Here is a 19,844-nt window from a genome sequence, read left to right as displayed (position 1 = left end):
TTCGTCTCTTCGGACCGCTCGATTCGCAAGTCCCCCTGACACTTACAGCACAACCCGGGTGGCCTCATCCGGGGGTGGCAATGATCTCAAAAATTAATGACTAAAACATCAATATTGAAATATCTCTCAATATTGCATACCTTCACATTGCCTGACGATGAGACCGGCGCGTCTCACGACTTCAATCACAACAAGGGCTCGATATGAACAACAACAAGAAAGTATCCGAACTGCCTCCCGCCGCCGTCGATGTGCTGGTCGTCGGTAACGGTCCGGTCGGTGCGACAATCGCGGCGCTGCTCGGCCGCTATGGGGTCAAGACACTGGTGCTGGACAAGATCCATGAGATCGTTCTGATGCCCCGCGCGATTGCCCTGGACAACGAGGCGCTGCGTATCCTGCAACTCGCCGGACTGTCGGAGGAGGCTTTCGAGAAGATTGCTATCCCGGAAGTAAAGATGCATTCGCCGGTTCTCGGGCAATTCGGTCGCGCCAACACTGCCGGGTGTATCGACGGCCACCCCAAGCTTGTGACCTTCTATCAACCGGACCTCGAACGAGCGATGCGCAGCCAGGTTTCCCGGCTGAAGTCAGTGACCAGCCTGGGCGGCTTCGAGCTCGAAAGCCTGGTCGAGGAGGCGGACGGCGTCGTTGCCTCCGTACGGGATCAGGAGGGTCGTTCGCATTCCGTTCGCGCCCAGTACGTGGTCGGGGCGGATGGTGCAAGCTCCAGGGTCAGGACACTGATAGGCCAGGAGTTCGAAGGGCAGACCTATGCGGAGGATTGGCTGATTGTCGATGTCATGAATCGGCATAAGTCAGCGATTGATCACATTGAGTTTCTCTGTGATCCACGGCGCCCAACGCCGCATATGCCCGCACCCGGCGGTAGGGAGCGCTGGGAGTTCATGCTGCAACCCGGCGAATCGCGCGAAGAACTGGAAAGCCCGGAAAGCATCGCTCGGCTGATAGAGCCGTGGATCAAACCGCAGGAGCTGGAAATCGAACGCAAGGCGGTGTATCGATTCCATGCGCGCTGCTGCAACAGCTTCAGCAAGGGCCGCGTCTTCCTCGCCGGCGACGCCGCGCACATCACGCCGCCTTTTGTCGGGCAAGGTCTCGTAGCGGGACTTCGAGATGGCGCCAACCTGGCCTGGAAACTGGCCTGGGTCCTTCGCGGCTATGCCGCGCCGGCGGTGCTCGAGACCTATGACGTAGAGCGCCGCCCCCATGCTCAGGCGATGATCAATCTGGCGAAACTCATGGGCCGCCTGGTGATGCCCAAGAACAAGCTTGCGGCGTTCTTCATCCACGGCCTGATGCGCATGCTGACGTTGACACCCGCTACCCGGAGGTATTTCGAACAGTTGGATATCAAGCCGAAGAACATCTTCAAGCACGGGCTGTTCGTGAAGCACCGTCGGGGCGACAAGCTGCTACGTGGCAGCCTGTTTCCGCAGGCTTGGGTTCGCAACACGCAAAAGCAGATTCAACTGAGCGACGATGCGCTTGGGGACAACCTGACCCTGGTTGGATTCGGCGTAGACCCACTGTCGCTGCTGACCGCTGCTCAAGTCGTTTCCTGGGAAAAGATGGGCGGGCATTTCCTGGAAATCAGAACACGCGGCCAACGCTCCGGCGGCCGTTGCGACTTCATTGAAGACCTGAACCATGACATCCTGTCGCTGGCGGCTAAAGGCACGCTCGTCGCGATTCGCCCTGACCGCATCATCATGCACCATGCTCCCGGCGTAGAGGCTGGCAGTCTCATTCGAGACTGCCAGATCCTGATGGCTTGCACCGACTCCACTGCCGATAGCGTTTCCATTACCATCAACGAACCCCCTCGATTAAGAGCCTGAAGATGCCGTCCCCCATTTGTCCTTCAGAAGCAACTGCGCAAGAGCCTCTCACCCGAGGCTACAAGAAGCGCGAACGCACCCGTCGCGGCCTGGTGGACGCGGCATTGCGTCTTGTCGCGCGCAAGGAGGTGGGGGAGATTGCACTGCTCGACGTCGCTGCGGAGGCCGAGGTATCCAACGGCACCATCTACAACTATTTTCGAACACGCGACGAAGTGCTCGAGGCAGTTGGCATCGCCATGGCGACCGAATTCTCCGATGCCATTTCCGCCTTGAGTTCGGACGTGCACTGCGGCGCGCAGCGGCTTTCGATTGGCGTGCGGATGTTCGTATGCCGGGCCGCGTACGACCATCAATGGGCCAACGCGCTGCTGCGCATCATCCATTCCGACCAGACCATGCGTTCGCGCCTGGCTGCCCATGTGCTGGGCGACCTGCGTGATGGCCTGCGCGCGGGCACTTTGGCTTACGAGGACGAAGGGATCGCCCTGGACATGGTCGTATCGTGCACCACCGGAGCCATGCGTTCGGTGGTCGAGGGGCGTGGGGTGCCGGAGCACGATCTGCGGGTCGCCGAGATGATTCTCAAGGCTCTGGGCGCAACACCTGCCAGAGCCAAGCGAATTGCCGGTAAGCCGCTCCCCTAGTCCTGAAGTCATCCTCGAGCTCGCTAGACCCCAATGCCGGTAAGAAGGACTTTCTGGCTTCGCGCATTCCCCGTAGCAGCAGGCTACGACAGCTGCTACGGACCGCGTCGTCGCCTTAACTTACGGGCAACCGGCCAATCCATTGCCGATAGCTCTTCGCCTGGCGACGAGATTTCAGCTGATTGCCAATCAATGCCATGAGTGGCGACATCCTGGGTTTTGTCCGTTTCCCCTGGCTCAGCAAGCCGAGCTGCTTCTTGACGACCGACGACAACGCAAGCGATGCCAGCGCCTTGTTCTTCCAGCGCACGACGATGGGCTCCACTTCGGTGTTCTGACCGGCCATCCACAGGCCGGGCAGGGCCGGCTCGATGGCCAGTGCAGTGGCAAGCCCCACCATCGATACCGAGCCGCTCACCACGCGTTCCGCGACCTCCTTTCTACGCACGCCGCCGGTGACCATCAGCGGCATGCGCGCGACTTCTCCTATTCTCTGCGCGATCTCGAGAAAATAGGCTTCTCGAGCCAAGCGGCTGCCATCGCGGGTTTGCCCCTGCATCGCCGGGCTTTCGTAGCTGCCACCTGATAACTCGACCAGGTCGACCGCCTTGGCGTTGAGCATTTCCACCACGCGAGTTGCATCCTCAGCATCGAAACCGCCTCGCTGAAAGTCTGCGGAATTGAGTTTCACAGCAAGGCAAAAGCTCGGTGCGACTCGCTGACGTATGGCATCGATGGTTTGCAGGAGAATTTGCGCACGATTTTCCAGGCTGCCACCCCAGCGGTCGCTACGCCTGTTGGTCAAGGGCGAAAGGAATTGGCTGAACAGATAGCCATGCGCTGTATGAATCTCCACACCGGTGAATCCGGCACGCTCGGCCAGTACTGCCGCATGGGTATAGCGCTCAATCAGCTCTTCGATCTCCAGCTCATTCAAGGCCCTGGGCGGCACAAAAGCTTTCGATAACCCGGGAATGTCGACGGCGATCGCGGAGGGCCCCCGTGCAGATTGCCCCATTGAAGCCAATAGCTGCCGTCCGGGATGATTGATTTGCATCCAGGCCTGGGCCCCACGACTGCGGCAAGCATCGGCCCATAGACTGAATTTGCCCAGGTACCGATCGTCCTCAAGTACCACGCCAGCCGGTCCGGTCAAGGCGTGGCGATCAACCATGACATTGCCAGTGATGATCAAGCCGGCCCCTCCGTCCGCCCAACGCCGATAGAGCCTGGTCAGCGCTTCCCCTGGTGCGTGATCCTCGTTGGCAAGGTTCTCCTCCATGGCGGCCTTGGCGATTCGGTTTGGAATCACCGTGCCGTTAGGCAATCGGAGCGGTTCGAAGAGCTTTGAGCCGGTCATGTTCTGTCCTTCAGTTAATGAAAAGTCGGCCGGTCATCGTCTGGGATAAATACCTTTGCAGAGACGTCGGCACGGGGCTCCTCAGGATTGTCGAGTCCTGAATGACATCGATGGGCCGGTTTGAAGGCCCTGCCAGGAGGGGGCTGATGTATTGCGAAGATGAACACACGTGTTCAGCTAAGTCAATATGTAGAGATCTGCAGCCTCCTTTTATTGACCTTGCCATATCACTCATGAAATCCGGAATGTGGGGCAATAGAACGCCTTTTAGCGTGAGGAACGTTCTTGATTCGAAAAACCTTGTTGACGGCGGATGAACACGAGTGTTCAATTGGTCCATATGGTAATTCTGGAGAGAGAGCGTGGAATCCCTAAATCCGATACAGCGCCGCATTCATCGAGCCGCCTTTCGCCTGTTCGCTGAAAAAGGCACCTCTCAGGTGAACGTCCTCGACCTTGCGCAAGAGGCAGGCGTGGCGCGCGGCACGATCTATAGCAATATTGTCAGCATGGGAAACCTGTTCGAGGAGGTCGCCGGCTATCTCGCGAGGGAGATGCATGAGCGCGTCAACAAGAGCTTCAACTCCCTCTCCGATCCGGCTCAGCGCCTTGCCAATGGCATTCGATTTTTCATTCGTCGAGCTCATGAGGACCCCCAGTGGGGGGCGTTCATCCATAAATTCGCCATGAGCAACTCTTCGTTGCGCGAAATGTTCAGCAGCCAAGCGACTACTGATCTTCTGAGCGGACTGTCCAGTGGGCGGTACACGTTTGCGCAGGAGCAATTGCTCTCGGTACTGACGCTGATATCGAGCAGCGTCCTCGGCTCGATTTTCCTGGTGCTGGAAGGGCACAGAACGTGGCGCGAATCAGGCTCTGACACGGCCGAGCTGGTGCTACGGGCATTGGGCGTGCCTCACGAAGAGGCTAGAGCGCTGGCGACCACAGAGTTGCCGGCACTTCCCCCACTCGACTAAGCGCGGTAACCGACCCGACAAAAAACACCTCTGGCATTTTCAGGGGGGCGGGGATCGTTTTGGCCTGAAAAACCGGAAAACAAGAACAATGAACAACAAAAATGAAATGTGCCAGTTGGCGACACAACATCCGGCCCGGCATCCGCAGCCGACGGTGAAGGCCCAGGATCTGACTCACCTGATCTTTCAACGGCCGGACTTGAACGAGGCGGCGCGGTTCCTGACGGACTTTGGTTTGACCGTCAGTCATCAGAACGCCGATACGCTTTATCTGCGCGCCACTGGAGCGGCTGCCTATTGTTACCGTGTCCATCGTGCAGACCATGCACGCTTTGTCGGGTTCGGACTGGCAGTCCAGTCGCTCAAGGATCTGCAAAAGCTGGCTCGAATCCCGGGCGCGTCACCGGTCGAGAAATCGGCACATCCTGGCGGTGGGCATTACGTCAGGCTGACCGATCCTTCCGGGTTCATTGTAGAAGCTGTATGCGACCAGGCTCCAGGTAAAACCCTGGTGCACAGAGCCCCGCTTCCCTGGAATCTGACGCAAGAGCAGCCACGCATCAACGCCACGCAGCGCCCGCCGATCGCACCGCCTGAAATACTCAAACTGGGCCACATCGTGATTGAAGTGGCCGACTACCAGGCGACCTGTGCCTGGTATACGCAGCATTTCGGGTTTATTCCCAGCGATGTGCAGGTACTCCCCGACGGCACACCGATCGTCGCCTTCATGCGCCTTGACCTTGGTGAGATTCCAACGGCTCACCATACGCTCGCGATAGCGCAAGGGTTCATGGCCACCTACAGCCATAGCGCCTATGAGGTCGTCGATGCAGACGCGGTAGGCATGGGGCAGCGCGTCTTGCGGGAGCGGGGGTGGGAGCACTCATGGGGAATCGGCCGGCACATCCTGGGCAGTCAGATCTTCGATTACTGGCAGGACCCTTGGGGCGATAAACACGAGCATTACTGCGACGGGGATATCTTCACGGATGCTCAGCCTACGGGCATTCATCCCGTGAGTCCCGAGGCGATGGCGCAGTGGGGGCAGCGCATGCCCAAGAGTTTTACCAAACCCAAGATGAGCTTGACCAATCTGCGCGCGCTGATCCGCAACCTGCGGCGCAGCCCGGACCTGACCATTCGCAAGTTGATAACGCTGATGCGGATGTTCGGGTAGACCCGCCAGCCCTTCCTCAGAACAACACCACAGTTCTCGTGCTGCCGCGCGCGGGACAAACACGCTCCAGGAGTACCTTCAATGTCTGCTGTACATGTAGTCCGCTTTGAGTTTCAGAACGGTATCCACTGGGGCGTGCTACGCCAAGGCCGTATCACTGTTGTCCCCGGTGTTTTTGAAACCACCGGCGACTTCATTCGCCAGAACAGCATCGACGACCTCGCTCGAATGAACGGTACGGAGCTGGATGAAGGCGAAGTGAAACTGCTGTCGCCGGTGACTCGTAACCAGCAGTTCGTCTGCCAGGGCGCCAACTACCGTCAGCACATGATCGAGTCGGGCATGGACCCGGATGCGAAGAAATTCAACATGATCTTCACCAAGGCGACGAGTTGCCTGGTGGCGGCCGACAGCGACCTGATCAAGCCGCGCAGCGTGCGCTTCCTTGACTACGAGATCGAACTGGGGCTGGTGATGAAACGCGCGATCACCGGCGCCGTGACTGTCACCGACGCTAACCTGCATGAGTTCATCGCCGGCGTCGTCATCGTCAATGACTACTCGGCCCGTGACATTCAGATTCCCCAGATGCAGTTCTACAAGGGCAAGAGCTTCCGCACGTTTGGCCCGGTCGGCCCCTACCTCTGCCTTCTGGATGCCAAGGACATGCATTACCTCAAAGCACTGCAACTGCGCCTGACGGTCAACGATCAGGTGCGCCAGAACGACAGCACGGCGAATCTGGTTTACGGCCCCGCTGAAACCCTGACCGAACTCTCATCAGTGCAAGATCTCGCCCCCGGAGACCTGATCGCCACCGGCACTCCTGCCGGCTGTGCGCTAACGGTACCTTCGCCTGCCAAACAGCGCATTGCGGCCCTGATGCCGGAAGCCACCAAGTGGAAGCTTTTCCTCAAGGCGCAGGAAGGCCGGACGCAGTACCTCCAGGCGGGTGACGTGGTCGAAGCGCGCATTCGCAGCGCCGATGGCGTGATCGACCTCGGCGTGCAACGCAACCGAGTCGTGGGAGAAGCCTGATGACGGTGCAGACCCTGAACGACATCGAAAGTATCGAACGAGTCCCGTTGTCGGAGCGTGGCCTGGCTTCCAGCACTTATGAAGCGCTGAGACGTGCGGCCGGACGCACTCCCGACGCGCCCGCATTGAGTTTCTTCGCCGACGCCACTGACTTCAAAAGCACCCACGACTGGAACTATTTCGAGCTTTTCGCGGACATCACCCGCGCGGCGAATGCCTTCCATGACCTGGGCATAAAGCCGGGCGAGGTGCTTGCGTTCATCCTGCCCAACCTGCCGGAAACCCATTTCACTATTTGGGGCGGGGAGGCGGCAGGCATCGTCATGGCGATCAATCCTCTGCTCGAAGCCAAGCAGATGTCCGGTTTGCTGAACGCGGCGAAGGCCTCCGTGGTGGTGACACTCGCACCGACTCCAGGTAGCGATCTGTGGCCCAAACTGGCTTCGCAGCTGGATCAGTTGCCCGCGGTCAGGTCTGTGGTTTGGGTCAGCATGGAACCCTATGTCGCCGAACCTGTGCGCGGGATTCTGAAATCCGTGGCACTGAAGGAACGAGCCGTGCACAGCGCAATCGCGATCCACGATTGGCAATCGCTGATGAATACGCAGCCGCACACACACCTGAAGAGCGGTCGGCAAATCCGCCAGGATGAGTGCTCGTCCTACATCTGTACCGGCGGCACCACAGGGCTCCCGAAAATCGCCGCGCGAACCCATGGCTCGGAAGTCTTCAATGCATGGGCCATGGCCGCTCACATGCAGCCACGCAGCAGTGGCCAGGTCATCTTTTGTGGCTTGCCGCTGTTTCATGTCAATGGACAGCTGGTGACGGGCCTGATGCCCTGGACTCAAGGCGACCAGGTTATCCTCGGGACGCCTCATGGGTATCGTGGCGAGGGGGTGATCCGACGATTCTGGGAGATGGTCGAGCACTTCGGTATCAACTTCTTTTCCGGCGTACCCACTGTCTATGCCGCACTTTTGCAAAATGAATGGCAGGGCCGCGACCTGTCCAGTCTTCGCTATGCCATGTGTGGCGCCGCCCCCATGCCGGCTGAGCTGTTCCGGGAGTTCGAGCGCCGGACCGGGGTAAAGATCCTTGAAGGTTATGGCCTGACCGAGGGCGCCTGCGTTTCCTCGATCAATCCGCCCCATGGCGAGCGCCGTATCGGTTCCATCGGGATGCGGATCGCCTATCAGAATATGCGCGCGGTTGTGCTCGATGATTCTGGAGAGTACCTGCGTGACGCCAATGTGGATGAGATCGGCCTCATCACCATCAGTGGCCCGAACCTCTTCGGAGGCTATCTGGAAGAAAGTCATAACCGCGGCCTCTGGATCGATATCGACGGTCAGCGCTGGCTGAATACGGGGGATTTGGGGCGCCAGGATGCGCAAGGTTACTTCTGGCTGACCGGACGCAAGAAGGAGTTGATCATCCGCGGTGGCCACAACATCGATCCCAAGCAAATCGAAGAGGCTCTGCAAACCCATCCCGCCGTCGCCCTGGCCGCCGCAATCGGGAGCCCCGACGTCTACTCGGGCGAGGTGCCGGTCGCCTACGTTCAACTGCGACCCGGGCAAGTCTGCAACGCCGAAGAGCTTGAGGCGTTCGCTCATCTCAACATCAGCGAGCGGGCAGCAGTTCCCAAGCGCATTGAAATCCTCGAAGCACTGCCACTGACTGCCGTGGGCAAGATATTCAAGCCTGCCTTGCAGCAGCGCGAGATTGCCAGGGTGATCCTTCAGGCAGTGGAGCGCCTGGGGCTTTCGGATATTGCAGTGGAGGTCATACAGGATAATCGCCGTGGGCCTGTCGCCTGCATCAGGGCCGGAACTGACCAGGAAGTCCTGGCTCCTCTCCTCGGACACTACAGCTTTCAAGTCGAGTGGCTTGAATGAGCCCGAATTCGCTTCCGTAAGTCCAGCAAACAGGTCCTGACACTCATCAGTCAGGGCCTTTTACACAACGTCGATCCACTCCAACTGGCACTGACAAGTGCACAGGAAGGCGAAGCCTTGCCTGCGTGCAATCAACAAAAACAATAAACAAGAGGTGGAATATGAAACTGAATAGCCGTGCGGTCCTGTGTCTCTCAGCTCAGCGCAAGTGTGCTGCGTGGATCAAGTTCACCAGCGCCATGGCACTGCTCAGCGCCTCTACACTGGCCAGCGCCAATGGCATTGCCCTTAACGAACAAAGCGCCAGCAGTGCGGGAACGGCTTATGCGGGAAGGTCGTCCTCCGCGCTGGACGCCAGCACTATCTTTGGAAATCCGGCAGGCTTGACCAAGTTGCAGCGCAGTGAAATTTCCGGCGGGGCTGCGGTCGTCTCGGTGAGCGACGACATTAGCGATGCGCAGAGCGGTGTCGCAGGAACGAGCAAGGGGAATTCGGTACCGCTGGGGGTCGTGCCCTTCTTCTATATATCGACGCCGCTTGATGATCGTTTTTCGGTGGGGCTGGGCCTCTATGCTCCAAGTGGTCTGATCAATGACTACGAAAGCAGTTTTCAGGGCCGCTACCATGGCTCCTATAGCTCGACCAAGGAGGTCACCCTGCAGCCCACGATTGCCTATCGGATCAATGATTACTTGTCCATTGGCGGCGGACCGACCCTGAACCGTTTCGATGCCAAACTTCAGAATTACCTGGCCACCGGCGCCTTGAACAACGGCCAGGACACACGGGTCACCATCAAAGGCGATGACACGGCAGTGGGCTACAACGTCGGCCTTTTGGTTGACTTGAGCGAGGCAACCCGTTGGGGGATTAACTATCACTCGAAGGTGAGCTATCAGCTCAAAGGGCATACGGAAGTTACCGGCTCCCCGAGTGTTCTCCCGCTGGACGGAAGTTATCCCGCCAAGATAGCTATCGATATGCCCGAATCAGTGGATACATCCATCACCCATCATTTCAATAGTCGCTGGACCGGATACCTGGGAACCACCTGGAAACGCTGGAGCCGACTCGACAAGTTCGAGGCGATCAACAGCGATGTTTCCGCCGCTGGCCAGAGTGTCGGCCTGGGGAGTGTGGGCGAAAAACTGAACTGGCACGACACGTGGTCCACCGCGGTGGGCGCATCCTATCAATTGACCCCGCAATGGCTGTTGCGCGCAGGCTACGCCTATGATCCATCGCCCGTTGGAAATGCCGATCGCAGCGTGCGCATTCCGGTTGGCAACCGCCAGGCCGTGACCTTGGGTGGCGCTTATCTGCCGACTCCCGATCTGACCATAGACTTTGCTTATGGTTATCTCTGGGATTCCAAGGCTTCGGTGAACCAGCCGAACACTTCCGGTCTTCAACCGGCCTACAGTGCCAATTATGAAAACAGTGCGAGTGGGGTTTCAGTGCAGGCAACCTATCGGTACTGATCGACGCGACGGCTCTTTTTAAGGGCGCCCATTTTCGCCTGCCAATCAGCACCCGCTGCCGCGAACACGTTTGCGGCAGTGGGTGGGGGGCCGGCAATTCCAGCTCTTTTCTCGATCCTGTGGGTTGCGGGCTTTTCAGCGGCGCCACGAACCATCCGGCAATTCAACCTGCCGCTGAGCCGCCGCCAAGGCAACCTTCAACCCCTGTTTATCCAGGGGGATGCAGTAGGCGGGTTTGGCCCGTTCGAATCGCCAGCTTTCATCAAGACTGCCAGCATCGACAGCGTCGAATCCAATCTCGTCCAGCAACGTGATCACCAGGGCTTTCGCGACCGGGTCATCCGCAGCGATCGGCAGTGCGCGTCGGTCGGGTGCCGCTTTCGGGCGCGAGTCCTGCACCAGGTCTTGAGCGAGGATCGCGTTAAAGACCTTGACCACCCTGGAGTGGGGCAGGTGTTCGGCGAGCAGGCGGCTGGTGGTGGTTTCGAATCGGTCCAGGACGGGAATGTGGCCGTCTCGTTCCGGGTAGTAGTTGTTGGCATCCAGGACGATTTTGCCCTCCAGCCACTTGGCTGGCACGCTTCGGTAATGCGCCAGGGGGATTGCCACGAGAACCACTTCGCCAAACTGCGCTGCCTCCTCGAGGGTCCCGACTTTACTGCCGGGAATGCCACTGAGCACGCTGCTCATGGTCTGTGGCCCACGTGAGTTGCTGAGCATTGCCTCGTGCCCTGCAGCTATAACCAATTGCGCCACTGCACGTCCGATGAACCCTGCGCCAACAATGCCTATCCGCATGTCCTTGCTCCGTTGTTTGTCAGGAAGAGGCTATGATGATTGGCAACCAATGGGGGATAAATTACCGTCGGGGACTTAGTCTTGTTACCAGGAGTGTTGAATGATGGATCGCCTGACGAGCATGGGCGCTTTTGTGATGGCGGCGGAATCAGGCTCCTATGCCCGTGCCGCAGAGCGCTTGGGCATGTCGCCGCAGATGGTGGCCAAACATGTTGCCGCTCTTGAGCACCGGCTGGGGGCGCGGTTACTGAACCGTACCACCCGGCGACAGAGCCTGACTGAACTCGGGAGTGCTTACTATGAGCGCTGCAAGCATATTGTGAGCGAAGCCCAGGCTGCCGACTCCCTTGCGCAGATCATGAATGACACGCCTCGTGGCAAACTGAAAATCAGTGCGCCCGTGACTTTCGGTTCCTATAGCCTCATGCCATTCGTGACGGATTTTTTGCGTCAGCACCCTGAAGTGGAAATCGATCTGCATTTGACGGATCGCTTCGTCGATCTGGTGGAGGAGGGGTATGAAGTGGCTTTCCGGATCGGTCCCTTGGCCAACTCCAGTTTGACCGCCAGACCGTTGGCGCCTTATCGGCTGGTGGCCTGCGCGGCACCGAGCTACCTGATTGAACGCGGAACGCCACAAACACCGGCTGATCTCGAGAACCATGAATGTTTGGGATATGCCTATTGGTCCCGCCCGGCCGACCGCGAATGGCTGTTCTGCAAAGGCTCCACCGTTCATAAGGTACAAGTCACCAGTCGTTTGCAGGTCAACGAGAGCAAAGCACTGCTGTCCGCCGCGCTTGACGGGTTTGGAATTGTCCTTGGCCCCGAAGACTTTCTTCAGCCGGCGCTGCAAAGCGGCGAGTTGGTACGGCTGCTGGCCGATTTCGAAGCGCCGAGCCGACACATGCATTTGCTCTACACGGCCAATCGTCAGAGAACCGCCAAACTCCGACGATTTATCGATGCGGCAATCGCCCGCTTTGGTGCGGTTTGAGCAGGCTTTTGAGTTGTCCAAGCCGCAGACTGGATGCTTTTTTCCATTCCCTATACGCCAGCGGCAAACATACCGCACACGGTCGATAACCCGCGGCGCGGGCTGTGGCTTCATCGGCGAAAAATACCCGGTGCGCGACATAGCCGCCACGGGCAATGGCTCGCAGTGCAGCAGGGCAGTCGAGTCGACCGTAGATTCGGGATCGTCGATGGCCGCCCATTTGTCCGGATTCGGTGCTGTCTAGCGGTTCGCCCTGAGCGTTGATCAGCACAAAGCGTTTCATGGGTTCGGCACTCGCCACAAATACCAGGCGGCCACGGTTCGATAGGGACTCCATGCCTGACCGATATCGATCATCTGCTTGCGGCTTGGCTGTTGCTCCAAACCTTTGAGGCGGCGGTAGCCGTCGCGCACGCCAAAGTCGTCGGCGGGCAGGATATCCATGCGTTCGAGGGTGTAGATCAGCAGCATCTCGACAGTCCAGCGGCCGACACCGCGTAACCGGGTCAGGCGTTCGATCAGTGCGTCGTCGCTCATCGCCAGCGCATTTGAACGATCCGGCACCAGCCCCTCCAGCGCGCCTTGGGCGATACCGTGAAGCGTGGCGATCTTGCTGCCGGAGAAACCGCAGCCGCGCAGCACCTCGAATTCGCAGGCCAGCAATTGCTCGGGTGTCGGGAACGGCGAATCGGGAAACAGCGCTATCAAACGCCCGAGAATGGCATCGCCGGCCTTGGCATGCAGTTGCTGATAAGCAATGGCCCGAACCAGCGCTTCGTAGGGATCACGAGCCGGTTTTGGCTGATGCAGGCACGGGCCGATGGCGGCGATGTGCCGCGCCCAGTCCGGGTCGATGGCGGACAGGTAGTGGCTGGCGGGGTGATAGGGCATGGTTTTTCCAGACAGAAGATCAGGTACTGCAGGCAGATTAACGGTCTGCCCGCAGGATCGCACCCGGTCTCTTGCGCTCAAAACTTCGTGACGCTCTCTAGCGCAGCAGATGCACTGCCAAACCAATGAGCGCACAGGCCATCAGTACTTGAATGACGCCACGCTTGAAGCGAAACAAGGCAATCGCTGCGGCAATGGCGATCAGCGCAGAGGGCCAGTCGAGGGTGCCGCTGAACCCTTTGGGCCACAGCACGTGATAGCCGAAGAACACTGCCAGATTAAGAATCACCCCAACCACAGCGGCAGTGATCCCGGTGAGCGGCGCGGTGAACTTGAGTTCGTTGTGCGTCGTCTCCACCAGCGGGCCGCCGGCGAGGATGAACAGGAACGAAGGCAGGAAGGTGAACCAGGTCACCAGTGTCGCGGCGACGGCGCCGCCGAGAAACACCTGGTCGGCGCCGAACACCTGCGAAACATAGGCCCCGACAAAGCCGACGAAAGCCACCACCATGATCAGCGGCCCCGGCGTGGTTTCCCCCAGCGCCAAGCCGTCGATCATTTGTGTAGGGGTCAGCCAGCCATAGTGTCCGACTGCGCCCTGGTAGACATACGGGAGCACCGCGTAGGCGCCGCCAAATGTCAGCAGTGCCGCCTTGGTGAAGAACCAGGCCATCTGGGTCAAGGTACCTTCCCAGCCAAAGAGCATGGTCAGGATCGCCATTGGCAACGCCCATAACACCGCGCCGATGAGTGTCAGCAACGCCAGTTTCAACCAACTGAACCGGGCATGGTCGGGGGAGGGGGTGTCGTCATCGATCAATGCCGGGCCATAGGATTTTTGGGCCGCGCTGTGGCCTCCGATCCTGAACTTCTCGGGAGCAAAACGGCCACCCAGATAGCCGATCAAGGCCGCACTGAGCACGATCAGCGGAAAGGGCACATCAAATGCGAATATCGCCGCGAACGACGCCGCCGCCATGGCCCACAGCCAATTGTTCTTCAGCGCTCGCGAACCGATTCGGTGTGCCGCCTGTACGACGATGGCGGTCACGGCGGGTTTGATGCCATAGAAAAGCCCGGCCACCATCGGCACGTCGCCGAAGGCGATATACATCCAGGACAAGGCAATCAGGATGAACAACGAGGGCAGCACAAACAGCCCACCTGCAATGACACCGCCCCAGGTTCGATGCATCAGCCAGCCGATGTAGGTTGCCAGCTGCTGGGCTTCCGGCCCTGGCAGCAACATGCAGTAGTTGAGGGCATGCAGGAATCGCCGCTCGGAAATCCAGCGCCGTCGCTCGACCAGCTCCTGGTGCATGATCGAGATCTGTCCTGCCGGCCCGCCAAAACTGATGAAACCCAGCTTGAGCCAGAACCAGAACGCCTCACGCAAACTGATCGCCTCAGGCCTTGGCAGTTGCGTTTCAACGAGCGATGGAGAAACCTTACTCATTGGGGTGTTCCTCTTTCACAAACGCTGCAGGTGGTGGTCATGGGCAAGGGGTTCGCGTTTACCGGCCAGTACCCGCTCAATGCTTGTGCCGGTGATGAATGTCGGGGTAGTGCGGGTGGCTATGCCGGATCGCCTGATGTTGGTGAACGTGACTGTGGGGTTCGCTGCCATCCCATTCAAAGTCATGCTCATGCTGGTGGTGTTCATCGTGAACATGCCGGTGACCATGGATGAGCGGTTCGTGCTGGTGGTCGTGCGCATGGCTTTCAGTGAGGTGAATCCAGACGCCAATGCCCATCAGCAGGGCCGCGATCCAGAATGTCAGTGAAGCCGGTTCGCCGAGGATCAGAATCGCAATCGCCGCCCCCAGAAACGGTGCGGTCGAAAAGTAAGCGCCGGTGCGTGCCGTGCCGAGGCCGCGAAGGGCGAGCACGAACAGCACCAGGCTAATGCCGTAACCGAGAAAACCGACCAGGAGTATCGGCGCGAGCGTGGCGATGTTCGGCAGTTTGGCCCCCAACGATAGCGCCAGCGTACAGTTGACCGCTCCCGCGACCAGCCCCTTGATACCGGCAATGAACAGGGCATCGGACGCCGAGATCTTGCGGGTCAGGTTGTTATCGATGGCCCAGCAGGCACAGGCCAGCGCGACGGCCAGCGGGCCGATCCAGCCTTGTGCGTGTGTCGAGTCTTGCGGCCAGGCCAGGAACACTCCGCCAGCGACGATGGCCAACATCCCCGCAACGATTCGCCGATCAGCGTTCTCCTTGAACACCAGCCAGGCCAGCAGCGCCGTCAGTACCGATTCCAGATTGAGCATCAGCGAGGCCGTTGCCCCTGAAGTCAGGGTCAAGCCGAACATCAATGCCACCGGCCCAAGCACACCGCCGAAGGCGATGGCACCGATCAGCCACGGCCACTCGCCGGCCGTCAGACCGGTTGCCTGCCAGCCGCGGTCACGGATAAACCTGACCAGGGTCAAGCCGAGGCCACTGCCCAGGTACAGCAGCCCCGCCAGTAAAATCGGTGAGACTTCAACACCCAGCAGTTTGGCCAGCGGGGTGCTTGCGCCAAACAGTGCGGCCGCGCTCAAGGCGTAGAAAATACTCAGGTTCATATGGGGGCTCAGTGCCTTAACGTTAAAGGGGATTCAGGCACGGCGAGCCATCAGCAGCACCGACGCTGCTGCTGACAACAACCCGGCGCAACAGCGATTGAAAATCCGCTTGCCACGTGGCTCGGCAAACCAGCGACGCATGTGCAAACCCATGTAGGCGTAGGCACTGATGGCGATCCATTCCAGACCCAGAAACAACGCACCCAGCACCGCAAACTGCGGCGTCACGGCTTTCGTCGGGTCGACGAACTGTGGGAGGAATGCGGTGAAAATCAAAATTGCTTTCGGGTTGCCAGCCGCGACAAGAAACTCCTGCCGGGCCAGCGCCATGATGCCAATCGGCGCACTCGCGACTGCGCTTTCAGCCTGCGGATTGGCTCGCCAGAGTTGAACCGCGAGGTAGAACAGATACGCCGCCCCCAGAATCTTGATTGCGTAAAACAGCAGTTCCGACGTTTGCAGGACTACCGCCAGCCCGGCTGAGGCCAGCGCAATCATGCCGGCGAACGCCAGCAAACGCCCAAGCCCGGCCACACAGGACGTGCGGTAGCCGTATCGGGTCGAGTTGCTGACCGAGAGCAGATTGTTCGGGCCTGGCGCCATGTTCAGGGCGAAACAGGCGGGAAGAAACAACGTAAGCGTGGCGAGATCCATGGCAGCCTCCAAAAGCGGGACCGGTATTTTTATCACAGGTGTCGGGCGGTTTAACGGATTTCGTGCTGATACCATTTTGATATCTCATCCATTAAAGTATGCGCCGCTCGAGAGATGGATCCCGGGCTTTTTCTCATGGAGTAATTCAGTGAAGCACCTCAGCAAAGTTGTTGCCGTTGTACTGTTCGGCCTGGTTCTGGCAGGTTGCACCGGCACCTCGATGAAGACCCAGCACTACGACAGCACCCAATACACTGTTCTGGGTCACAGTGAAGCGAGCGCCACAGGCCTCATGCTGTTTGGCTGCATCCCGATCCAGCAGAACAGCCGTTTTGTTCGTGCTCAGGACGCGGCGATCAAGGCCAAGGGCGGCGATGCAATGATCAACACCCAGGTGCAGGAAAAATGGTTCTGGGCTTGGGTCCTGACTGGTTACACCACCAAGATCTCCGGTGATGTGATCAAGTTGAAAAACGTTCAGTAAGCGCGGTACTCAGCCTACTGGCGAGTGCGCTCTGACGTAAAAAAAAGCCCGGGTTTCCGGGCTTTTTCGTTTGTGCTCGTTGCGCGAAATGGCGACGGCATTATTGTTGTGACAGGTCCATCGATAACCGTACGGCCGGGACCATCGAACGCAATACGCTTGCCCTGCGAGGAGGGCTTGAGGCCGTCGGCGACGCTACCGATTGGCTGCGCAAAGTTGCGGGCGACACGATCCCGGCCTATGGTCCAAGCGAGACATTTCCTGCGATGGACGCACGTTGACTCACCGTCGGTTGCAGTCCATCCACTGTGATAGTCCGCAAGGAGGTGAAGACATGCCGAACAACTCTCGCCCGGCTGTGCTCGGGCTGATCGGCAATACGCCGCTGGTGCGCGTCAGCCGCTTCGATACCGGCCCGTGCACGTTGTTCCTCAAGCTTGAATCGCAGAACCCCGGTGGGTCGATCAAGGACCGTATCGGCCTGGCGATGATCGACGCCGCCGAGCGCGATGGTCGCCTGCAACCTGGCGGCACCATCGTCGAGGCCACCGCCGGCAACACCGGACTCGGCCTGGCCCTGGTCGGTCGCGCCAAAGGATACCGGGTGGTGCTGGTGGTGCCGGACAAGATGTCCACCGAGAAAGTCCTTCACCTCAAGGCGATGGGCGCCGAGGTGCACATCACTCGCTCCGACGTCGGCAAGGGCCATCCCGAGTATTACCAGGACGTTGCCGCGCGGCTGGCGCAGGAGATTCCCGACGCGTTCTTCGCCGATCAGTTCAACAACCCGGCCAACCCGCTGGCCCACGAGTGCAGCACCGCTCCGGAGATCTGGGCGCAGGCCGAGCATGATCTGGATGCCATCGTCGTCGGCGTCGGTTCGGCCGGCACGCTGACCGGGCTGACCCGTTTCTTTCGCCGTGTGCAACCTGACCTGGAAATGGTGCTGGCCGACCCGGTCGGCTCGGTGATGGCCGAATACAGCCGCAGCGGCATCCTTGGCACACCCGGTTCGTGGGCGGTGGAAGGCATCGGCGAAGACTTCATTCCGTCGATTGCCGACCTGTCCAGCGTGCGCCAGGCCTACTCGATCAGCGACGAGGAAAGCTTTGATCATGCCCGCCAACTGCTGCGCGCCGAAGGCATTCTTGGCGGTTCTTCGACCGGTACATTACTGGCGGCCGCATTGCGCTATTGCCGAGAGCAAACCGAGCCGAAGCGGGTGGTCAGCTTCGTCTGCGACACCGGCACCCGTTACCTGTCGAAGATCTACAACGACCAGTGGATGACCGACCAGGGTCTGCTTGCGCGCAAGCGCTACGGCGACCTGCGCGACCTGATCGCGCGGCGCTTCGAGGATGGCCGGGTGATCAGCGTTGGCCCGGACGACACGTTGCTGACCGCCTTCCAGCGCATGCGTCTGGCGGATGTGTCGCAACTGCCGGTGCTGGTGGGCGGAAAGCGGCTGGTCGGGGTGATCGACGAATCGGATATTCTGCTGGACGTGCACGAAGACGCTTCGCACTTTCGTGCGACCGTGGCCAGTGCGATGACCGACAAGCTGGAAACGCTACCTCCCGACGCCAGTCTGGCCGAATTGCAGGCGGAACTCGACCGTGGGCTGGTGGCGATCATCGCCGACGCCTCGGGCTTCCACGGCCTGATCACTCGCGTCGACATGCTCAATCACTTGCGGAGATCCCTTACATGAGTCAACACGATGAAAACGCCACGCCACGGGCCTTCGCCACCCGTGTGATCCATGCCGGACAGACGCCGGACCCTACCACCGGGGCGCTGATGCCACCGATTTACGCGAACTCCACCTACTTGCAGCAGAGCCCCGGTGTACACAAGGGCTTCGACTATGGGCGCTCGCACAATCCGACGCGCTTTGCGCTGGAGCGCTGTGTGGCAGACCTCGAGGGTGGCACCCAGGCATTTGCCTTCGCCTCCGGGCTGGCGGCCATCTCCAACGTGCTCGAACTGCTCGATACCGGTTCGCACATCGTCTCTGGCAACGACCTGTATGGCGGTACTTTCCGACTGTTCGACAAGGTCCGTCGGCGCAGCGCCGGGCATCGTTTCAGCTTCGTCGATCTGACCGATCTGACGGCATTCGAAGCGGCGCTGCAGGACGACACGCGGATGGTCTGGGTCGAGACGCCGAGCAATCCCTTGCTGCGCATCACCGACCTTGCCGCGGTCGCGCGTACCTGCCGCGAGCGGGGCATCATCTGTGTGGCCGACAACACCTTCGCCAGCCCACGGATACAGCGGCCGCTGGAGCTGGGCTTCGATATCGTGCTGCACTCGACGACCAAGTACCTGAACGGCCACTCCGACGTGATCGGTGGCATTGCGGTGGTCGGGCAGAATGCGGAACTGCGCGAGCGCCTGGGTTTTCTGCAGAACGCGGTGGGGGCTATCGCCGGTCCGTTTGACGCTTTTCTCACCCTGCGCGGCGTGAAGACCCTGGCGCTGCGCATGGAGCGTCACTGCAGCAACGCGCTGGAACTGGCACGCTGGCTTTCGCATCAGCCGCAGGTGGCGCGCGTCTATTATCCGGGCCTGCCGTCGCACCCTCAGCACGAACTGGCGCAACGGCAAATGCACGGTTTCGGCGGGATGATTTCCCTCGACCTGGACACCGACCTGGCGGGTGCCAAGCGTTTCCTCGAGAGTGTGCAGATCTTCGCCCTCGCCGAGAGCCTGGGCGGGGTCGAAAGCCTGATCGAACACCCGGCGATCATGACGCACGCCAGCATCCCCGCCGAAACCCGTGCAGAGCTTGGCATCGGTGATGCGTTGATACGGTTGTCAGTGGGGATCGAAGATGTCGAAGACCTGCGCGCCGACCTGGCCCAGGCGCTGGCGCAAATCTGAGCAGCGCACCCCCTGTAGCAGCTGGCGGAGCCGGCGTTCGGCTGCGCAGCAGTCGTAAAATCAGACACCACGTTTTTTCAGGTTAACCGTGGAGGCAGGATTTACGACCGCTTCG

General features: G+C 59.8%; 18 protein-coding genes. 11 read left to right on the top strand and 7 right to left on the bottom strand.

The window, feature by feature from the left end; all coding sequences use genetic code 11:
- Positions 1-203 precede the first annotated feature (203 nt).
- Positions 204-1,862, top strand: a complete 1,659-nt coding sequence (gene mhpA / locus AC1DIH_RS06340; RefSeq protein ID WP_477771035.1) for a bifunctional 3-(3-hydroxy-phenyl)propionate/3-hydroxycinnamic acid hydroxylase MhpA — start codon at positions 204-206, stop codon at positions 1,860-1,862.
- 2 nt (positions 1,863-1,864) lie between these two features.
- Entirely contained in the window at positions 1,865-2,509 is a 645-nt protein-coding gene (locus tag AC1DIH_RS06335; RefSeq protein ID WP_477771034.1) for a TetR/AcrR family transcriptional regulator, read from the top strand.
- 115 nt (positions 2,510-2,624) lie between these two features.
- Here AC1DIH_RS06335 and AC1DIH_RS06330 read toward each other — a convergent pair whose 3' ends face one another.
- The gene (locus tag AC1DIH_RS06330; RefSeq protein ID WP_477771033.1) at positions 2,625-3,869 is read right to left on the bottom strand and encodes an NADH:flavin oxidoreductase/NADH oxidase family protein; all 1,245 of its coding nucleotides are present in this window, start codon (positions 3,867-3,869) and stop codon (positions 2,625-2,627) included.
- 362 nt (positions 3,870-4,231) lie between these two features.
- On the opposite strand from AC1DIH_RS06330, the gene AC1DIH_RS06325 reads away from it, so the two are divergent.
- The 5 genes from AC1DIH_RS06325 to AC1DIH_RS06305 all read left to right on the top strand — a co-directional run bounded on the left by AC1DIH_RS06325 (position 4,232) and on the right by AC1DIH_RS06305 (position 10,446).
- Complete coding sequence (locus tag AC1DIH_RS06325) at positions 4,232-4,846, top strand: TetR/AcrR family transcriptional regulator (RefSeq protein ID WP_477771032.1); 615 nt, start codon at positions 4,232-4,234, stop codon at positions 4,844-4,846.
- A gap of 88 nt (positions 4,847-4,934) precedes the next feature.
- Positions 4,935-6,026, top strand: a complete 1,092-nt coding sequence (locus AC1DIH_RS06320; RefSeq protein WP_477771031.1) for a VOC family protein — start codon at positions 4,935-4,937, stop codon at positions 6,024-6,026.
- Positions 6,027-6,107: 81 nt separating this feature from the next.
- Complete coding sequence (locus AC1DIH_RS06315; protein WP_216742185.1) at positions 6,108-7,064, top strand: fumarylacetoacetate hydrolase family protein; 957 nt, start codon at positions 6,108-6,110, stop codon at positions 7,062-7,064.
- Positions 7,064-8,965, top strand: coding sequence for an acyl-CoA synthetase (locus AC1DIH_RS06310; protein WP_477771030.1), 1,902 nt, complete (start codon positions 7,064-7,066; stop codon positions 8,963-8,965). Before AC1DIH_RS06315 ends, AC1DIH_RS06310 begins: the two co-directional genes overlap by 1 nt.
- Positions 8,966-9,126: 161 nt before the next feature.
- Positions 9,127-10,446, top strand: a complete 1,320-nt coding sequence (locus AC1DIH_RS06305; RefSeq protein WP_477771029.1) for an outer membrane protein transport protein — start codon at positions 9,127-9,129, stop codon at positions 10,444-10,446.
- 135 nt (positions 10,447-10,581) lie between these two features.
- Here the strand turns inward: AC1DIH_RS06305 and AC1DIH_RS06300 are convergent, their stop codons facing one another.
- Positions 10,582-11,244: an NADPH-dependent F420 reductase gene (locus AC1DIH_RS06300; protein ID WP_477771028.1), complete on the bottom strand. Its 663-nt coding sequence runs from the start codon at positions 11,242-11,244 to the stop codon at positions 10,582-10,584.
- Positions 11,245-11,344: 100 nt separating this feature from the next.
- Between AC1DIH_RS06300 and AC1DIH_RS06295 the strand changes: the two genes are divergently transcribed.
- On the top strand, positions 11,345-12,241 hold the full coding sequence (locus AC1DIH_RS06295) for a LysR family transcriptional regulator (protein ID WP_477771027.1): 897 nt from the start codon (positions 11,345-11,347) through the stop codon (positions 12,239-12,241).
- Here AC1DIH_RS06295 and AC1DIH_RS06290 read toward each other — a convergent pair.
- From AC1DIH_RS06290 to AC1DIH_RS06270, 5 genes are all read right to left on the bottom strand, one after another.
- A complete protein-coding gene (locus tag AC1DIH_RS06290; RefSeq protein WP_477771026.1) occupies positions 12,204-12,524 on the bottom strand; it encodes an Ada metal-binding domain-containing protein in 321 nt (106 codons plus the stop codon). The genes AC1DIH_RS06295 and AC1DIH_RS06290 overlap by 38 nt on opposite strands.
- Positions 12,521-13,132, bottom strand: a complete 612-nt coding sequence (locus AC1DIH_RS06285; RefSeq protein WP_477771025.1) for a DNA-3-methyladenine glycosylase family protein — start codon at positions 13,130-13,132, stop codon at positions 12,521-12,523. The genes AC1DIH_RS06290 and AC1DIH_RS06285 overlap by 4 nt, the downstream gene beginning before the upstream one ends.
- 97 nt (positions 13,133-13,229) lie before the next feature.
- Complete coding sequence (gene chrA, locus AC1DIH_RS06280; RefSeq protein WP_477771024.1) at positions 13,230-14,588, bottom strand: chromate efflux transporter; 1,359 nt, start codon at positions 14,586-14,588, stop codon at positions 13,230-13,232.
- A 76-nt stretch (positions 14,589-14,664) separates the two neighbouring features.
- A complete protein-coding gene (locus tag AC1DIH_RS06275; RefSeq protein ID WP_054597086.1) occupies positions 14,665-15,705 on the bottom strand; it encodes a DMT family transporter in 1,041 nt (346 codons plus the stop codon).
- Between the two features lie 33 nt (positions 15,706-15,738).
- On the bottom strand, positions 15,739-16,359 hold the full coding sequence (locus AC1DIH_RS06270; protein WP_477771023.1) for a LysE family translocator: 621 nt from the start codon (positions 16,357-16,359) through the stop codon (positions 15,739-15,741).
- Between the two features lie 148 nt (positions 16,360-16,507).
- Between AC1DIH_RS06270 and AC1DIH_RS06265 the strand changes: the two genes are divergently transcribed.
- The 3 genes from AC1DIH_RS06265 (at position 16,508) to AC1DIH_RS06255 (ending at position 19,729) form a co-directional block, all read left to right on the top strand.
- Positions 16,508-16,843 (top strand): hypothetical protein, encoded by a 336-nt coding sequence (locus tag AC1DIH_RS06265; RefSeq protein WP_054597088.1) that lies wholly within the window; start codon positions 16,508-16,510, stop codon positions 16,841-16,843.
- Positions 16,844-17,177: 334 nt separating this feature from the next.
- A complete protein-coding gene (locus AC1DIH_RS06260; protein ID WP_477771022.1) occupies positions 17,178-18,554 on the top strand; it encodes a pyridoxal-phosphate dependent enzyme in 1,377 nt (458 codons plus the stop codon).
- Positions 18,551-19,729 carry a cystathionine gamma-synthase gene (locus AC1DIH_RS06255; RefSeq protein ID WP_477771021.1) on the top strand — a complete coding sequence of 393 codons (1,179 nt, stop codon included), beginning with the start codon at positions 18,551-18,553 and terminating at the stop codon, positions 19,727-19,729. The genes AC1DIH_RS06260 and AC1DIH_RS06255 overlap by 4 nt, the downstream gene beginning before the upstream one ends.
- Positions 19,730-19,844: the final 115 nt, after the last annotated feature.

It is taken from the genome of Pseudomonas sp. 05N36, from assembly GCF_056397385.1.
Note: the sequence above shows the minus strand (reverse complement) of the source record. Positions and strands in the feature narration are given on the sequence as shown.

What these genes read in the sequence shown, in the direction of transcription:
- AC1DIH_RS06305 (WP_477771029.1), top strand. Translation starts at nt 9,127, where the DNA reads ATGAAACTGAATAGCCGTGCGGTCCTGTGTCTCTCAGCTCAGCGCAAG.
- AC1DIH_RS06255 (WP_477771021.1), top strand. Translation starts at nt 18,551, where the DNA reads ATGAGTCAACACGATGAAAACGCCACGCCACGGGCCTTCGCCACCCGT.
- AC1DIH_RS06330 (WP_477771033.1), bottom strand. Translation starts at nt 3,869, where the DNA reads ATGACCGGCTCAAAGCTCTTCGAACCGCTCCGATTGCCTAACGGCACG.
- mhpA (WP_477771035.1), top strand. Translation starts at nt 204, where the DNA reads ATGAACAACAACAAGAAAGTATCCGAACTGCCTCCCGCCGCCGTCGAT.
- AC1DIH_RS06335 (WP_477771034.1), top strand. Translation starts at nt 1,865, where the DNA reads ATGCCGTCCCCCATTTGTCCTTCAGAAGCAACTGCGCAAGAGCCTCTC.
- AC1DIH_RS06285 (WP_477771025.1), bottom strand. Translation starts at nt 13,132, where the DNA reads ATGCCCTATCACCCCGCCAGCCACTACCTGTCCGCCATCGACCCGGAC.
- chrA (WP_477771024.1), bottom strand. Translation starts at nt 14,588, where the DNA reads ATGAGTAAGGTTTCTCCATCGCTCGTTGAAACGCAACTGCCAAGGCCT.
- AC1DIH_RS06320 (WP_477771031.1), top strand. Translation starts at nt 4,935, where the DNA reads ATGAACAACAAAAATGAAATGTGCCAGTTGGCGACACAACATCCGGCC.
- AC1DIH_RS06300 (WP_477771028.1), bottom strand. Translation starts at nt 11,244, where the DNA reads ATGCGGATAGGCATTGTTGGCGCAGGGTTCATCGGACGTGCAGTGGCG.
- AC1DIH_RS06290 (WP_477771026.1), bottom strand. Translation starts at nt 12,524, where the DNA reads ATGAAACGCTTTGTGCTGATCAACGCTCAGGGCGAACCGCTAGACAGC.
- AC1DIH_RS06260 (WP_477771022.1), top strand. Translation starts at nt 17,178, where the DNA reads ATGCCGAACAACTCTCGCCCGGCTGTGCTCGGGCTGATCGGCAATACG.
- AC1DIH_RS06270 (WP_477771023.1), bottom strand. Translation starts at nt 16,359, where the DNA reads ATGGATCTCGCCACGCTTACGTTGTTTCTTCCCGCCTGTTTCGCCCTG.
- AC1DIH_RS06310 (WP_477771030.1), top strand. Translation starts at nt 7,064, where the DNA reads ATGACGGTGCAGACCCTGAACGACATCGAAAGTATCGAACGAGTCCCG.
- AC1DIH_RS06295 (WP_477771027.1), top strand. Translation starts at nt 11,345, where the DNA reads ATGATGGATCGCCTGACGAGCATGGGCGCTTTTGTGATGGCGGCGGAA.
- AC1DIH_RS06275 (WP_054597086.1), bottom strand. Translation starts at nt 15,705, where the DNA reads ATGAACCTGAGTATTTTCTACGCCTTGAGCGCGGCCGCACTGTTTGGC.
- AC1DIH_RS06315 (WP_216742185.1), top strand. Translation starts at nt 6,108, where the DNA reads ATGTCTGCTGTACATGTAGTCCGCTTTGAGTTTCAGAACGGTATCCAC.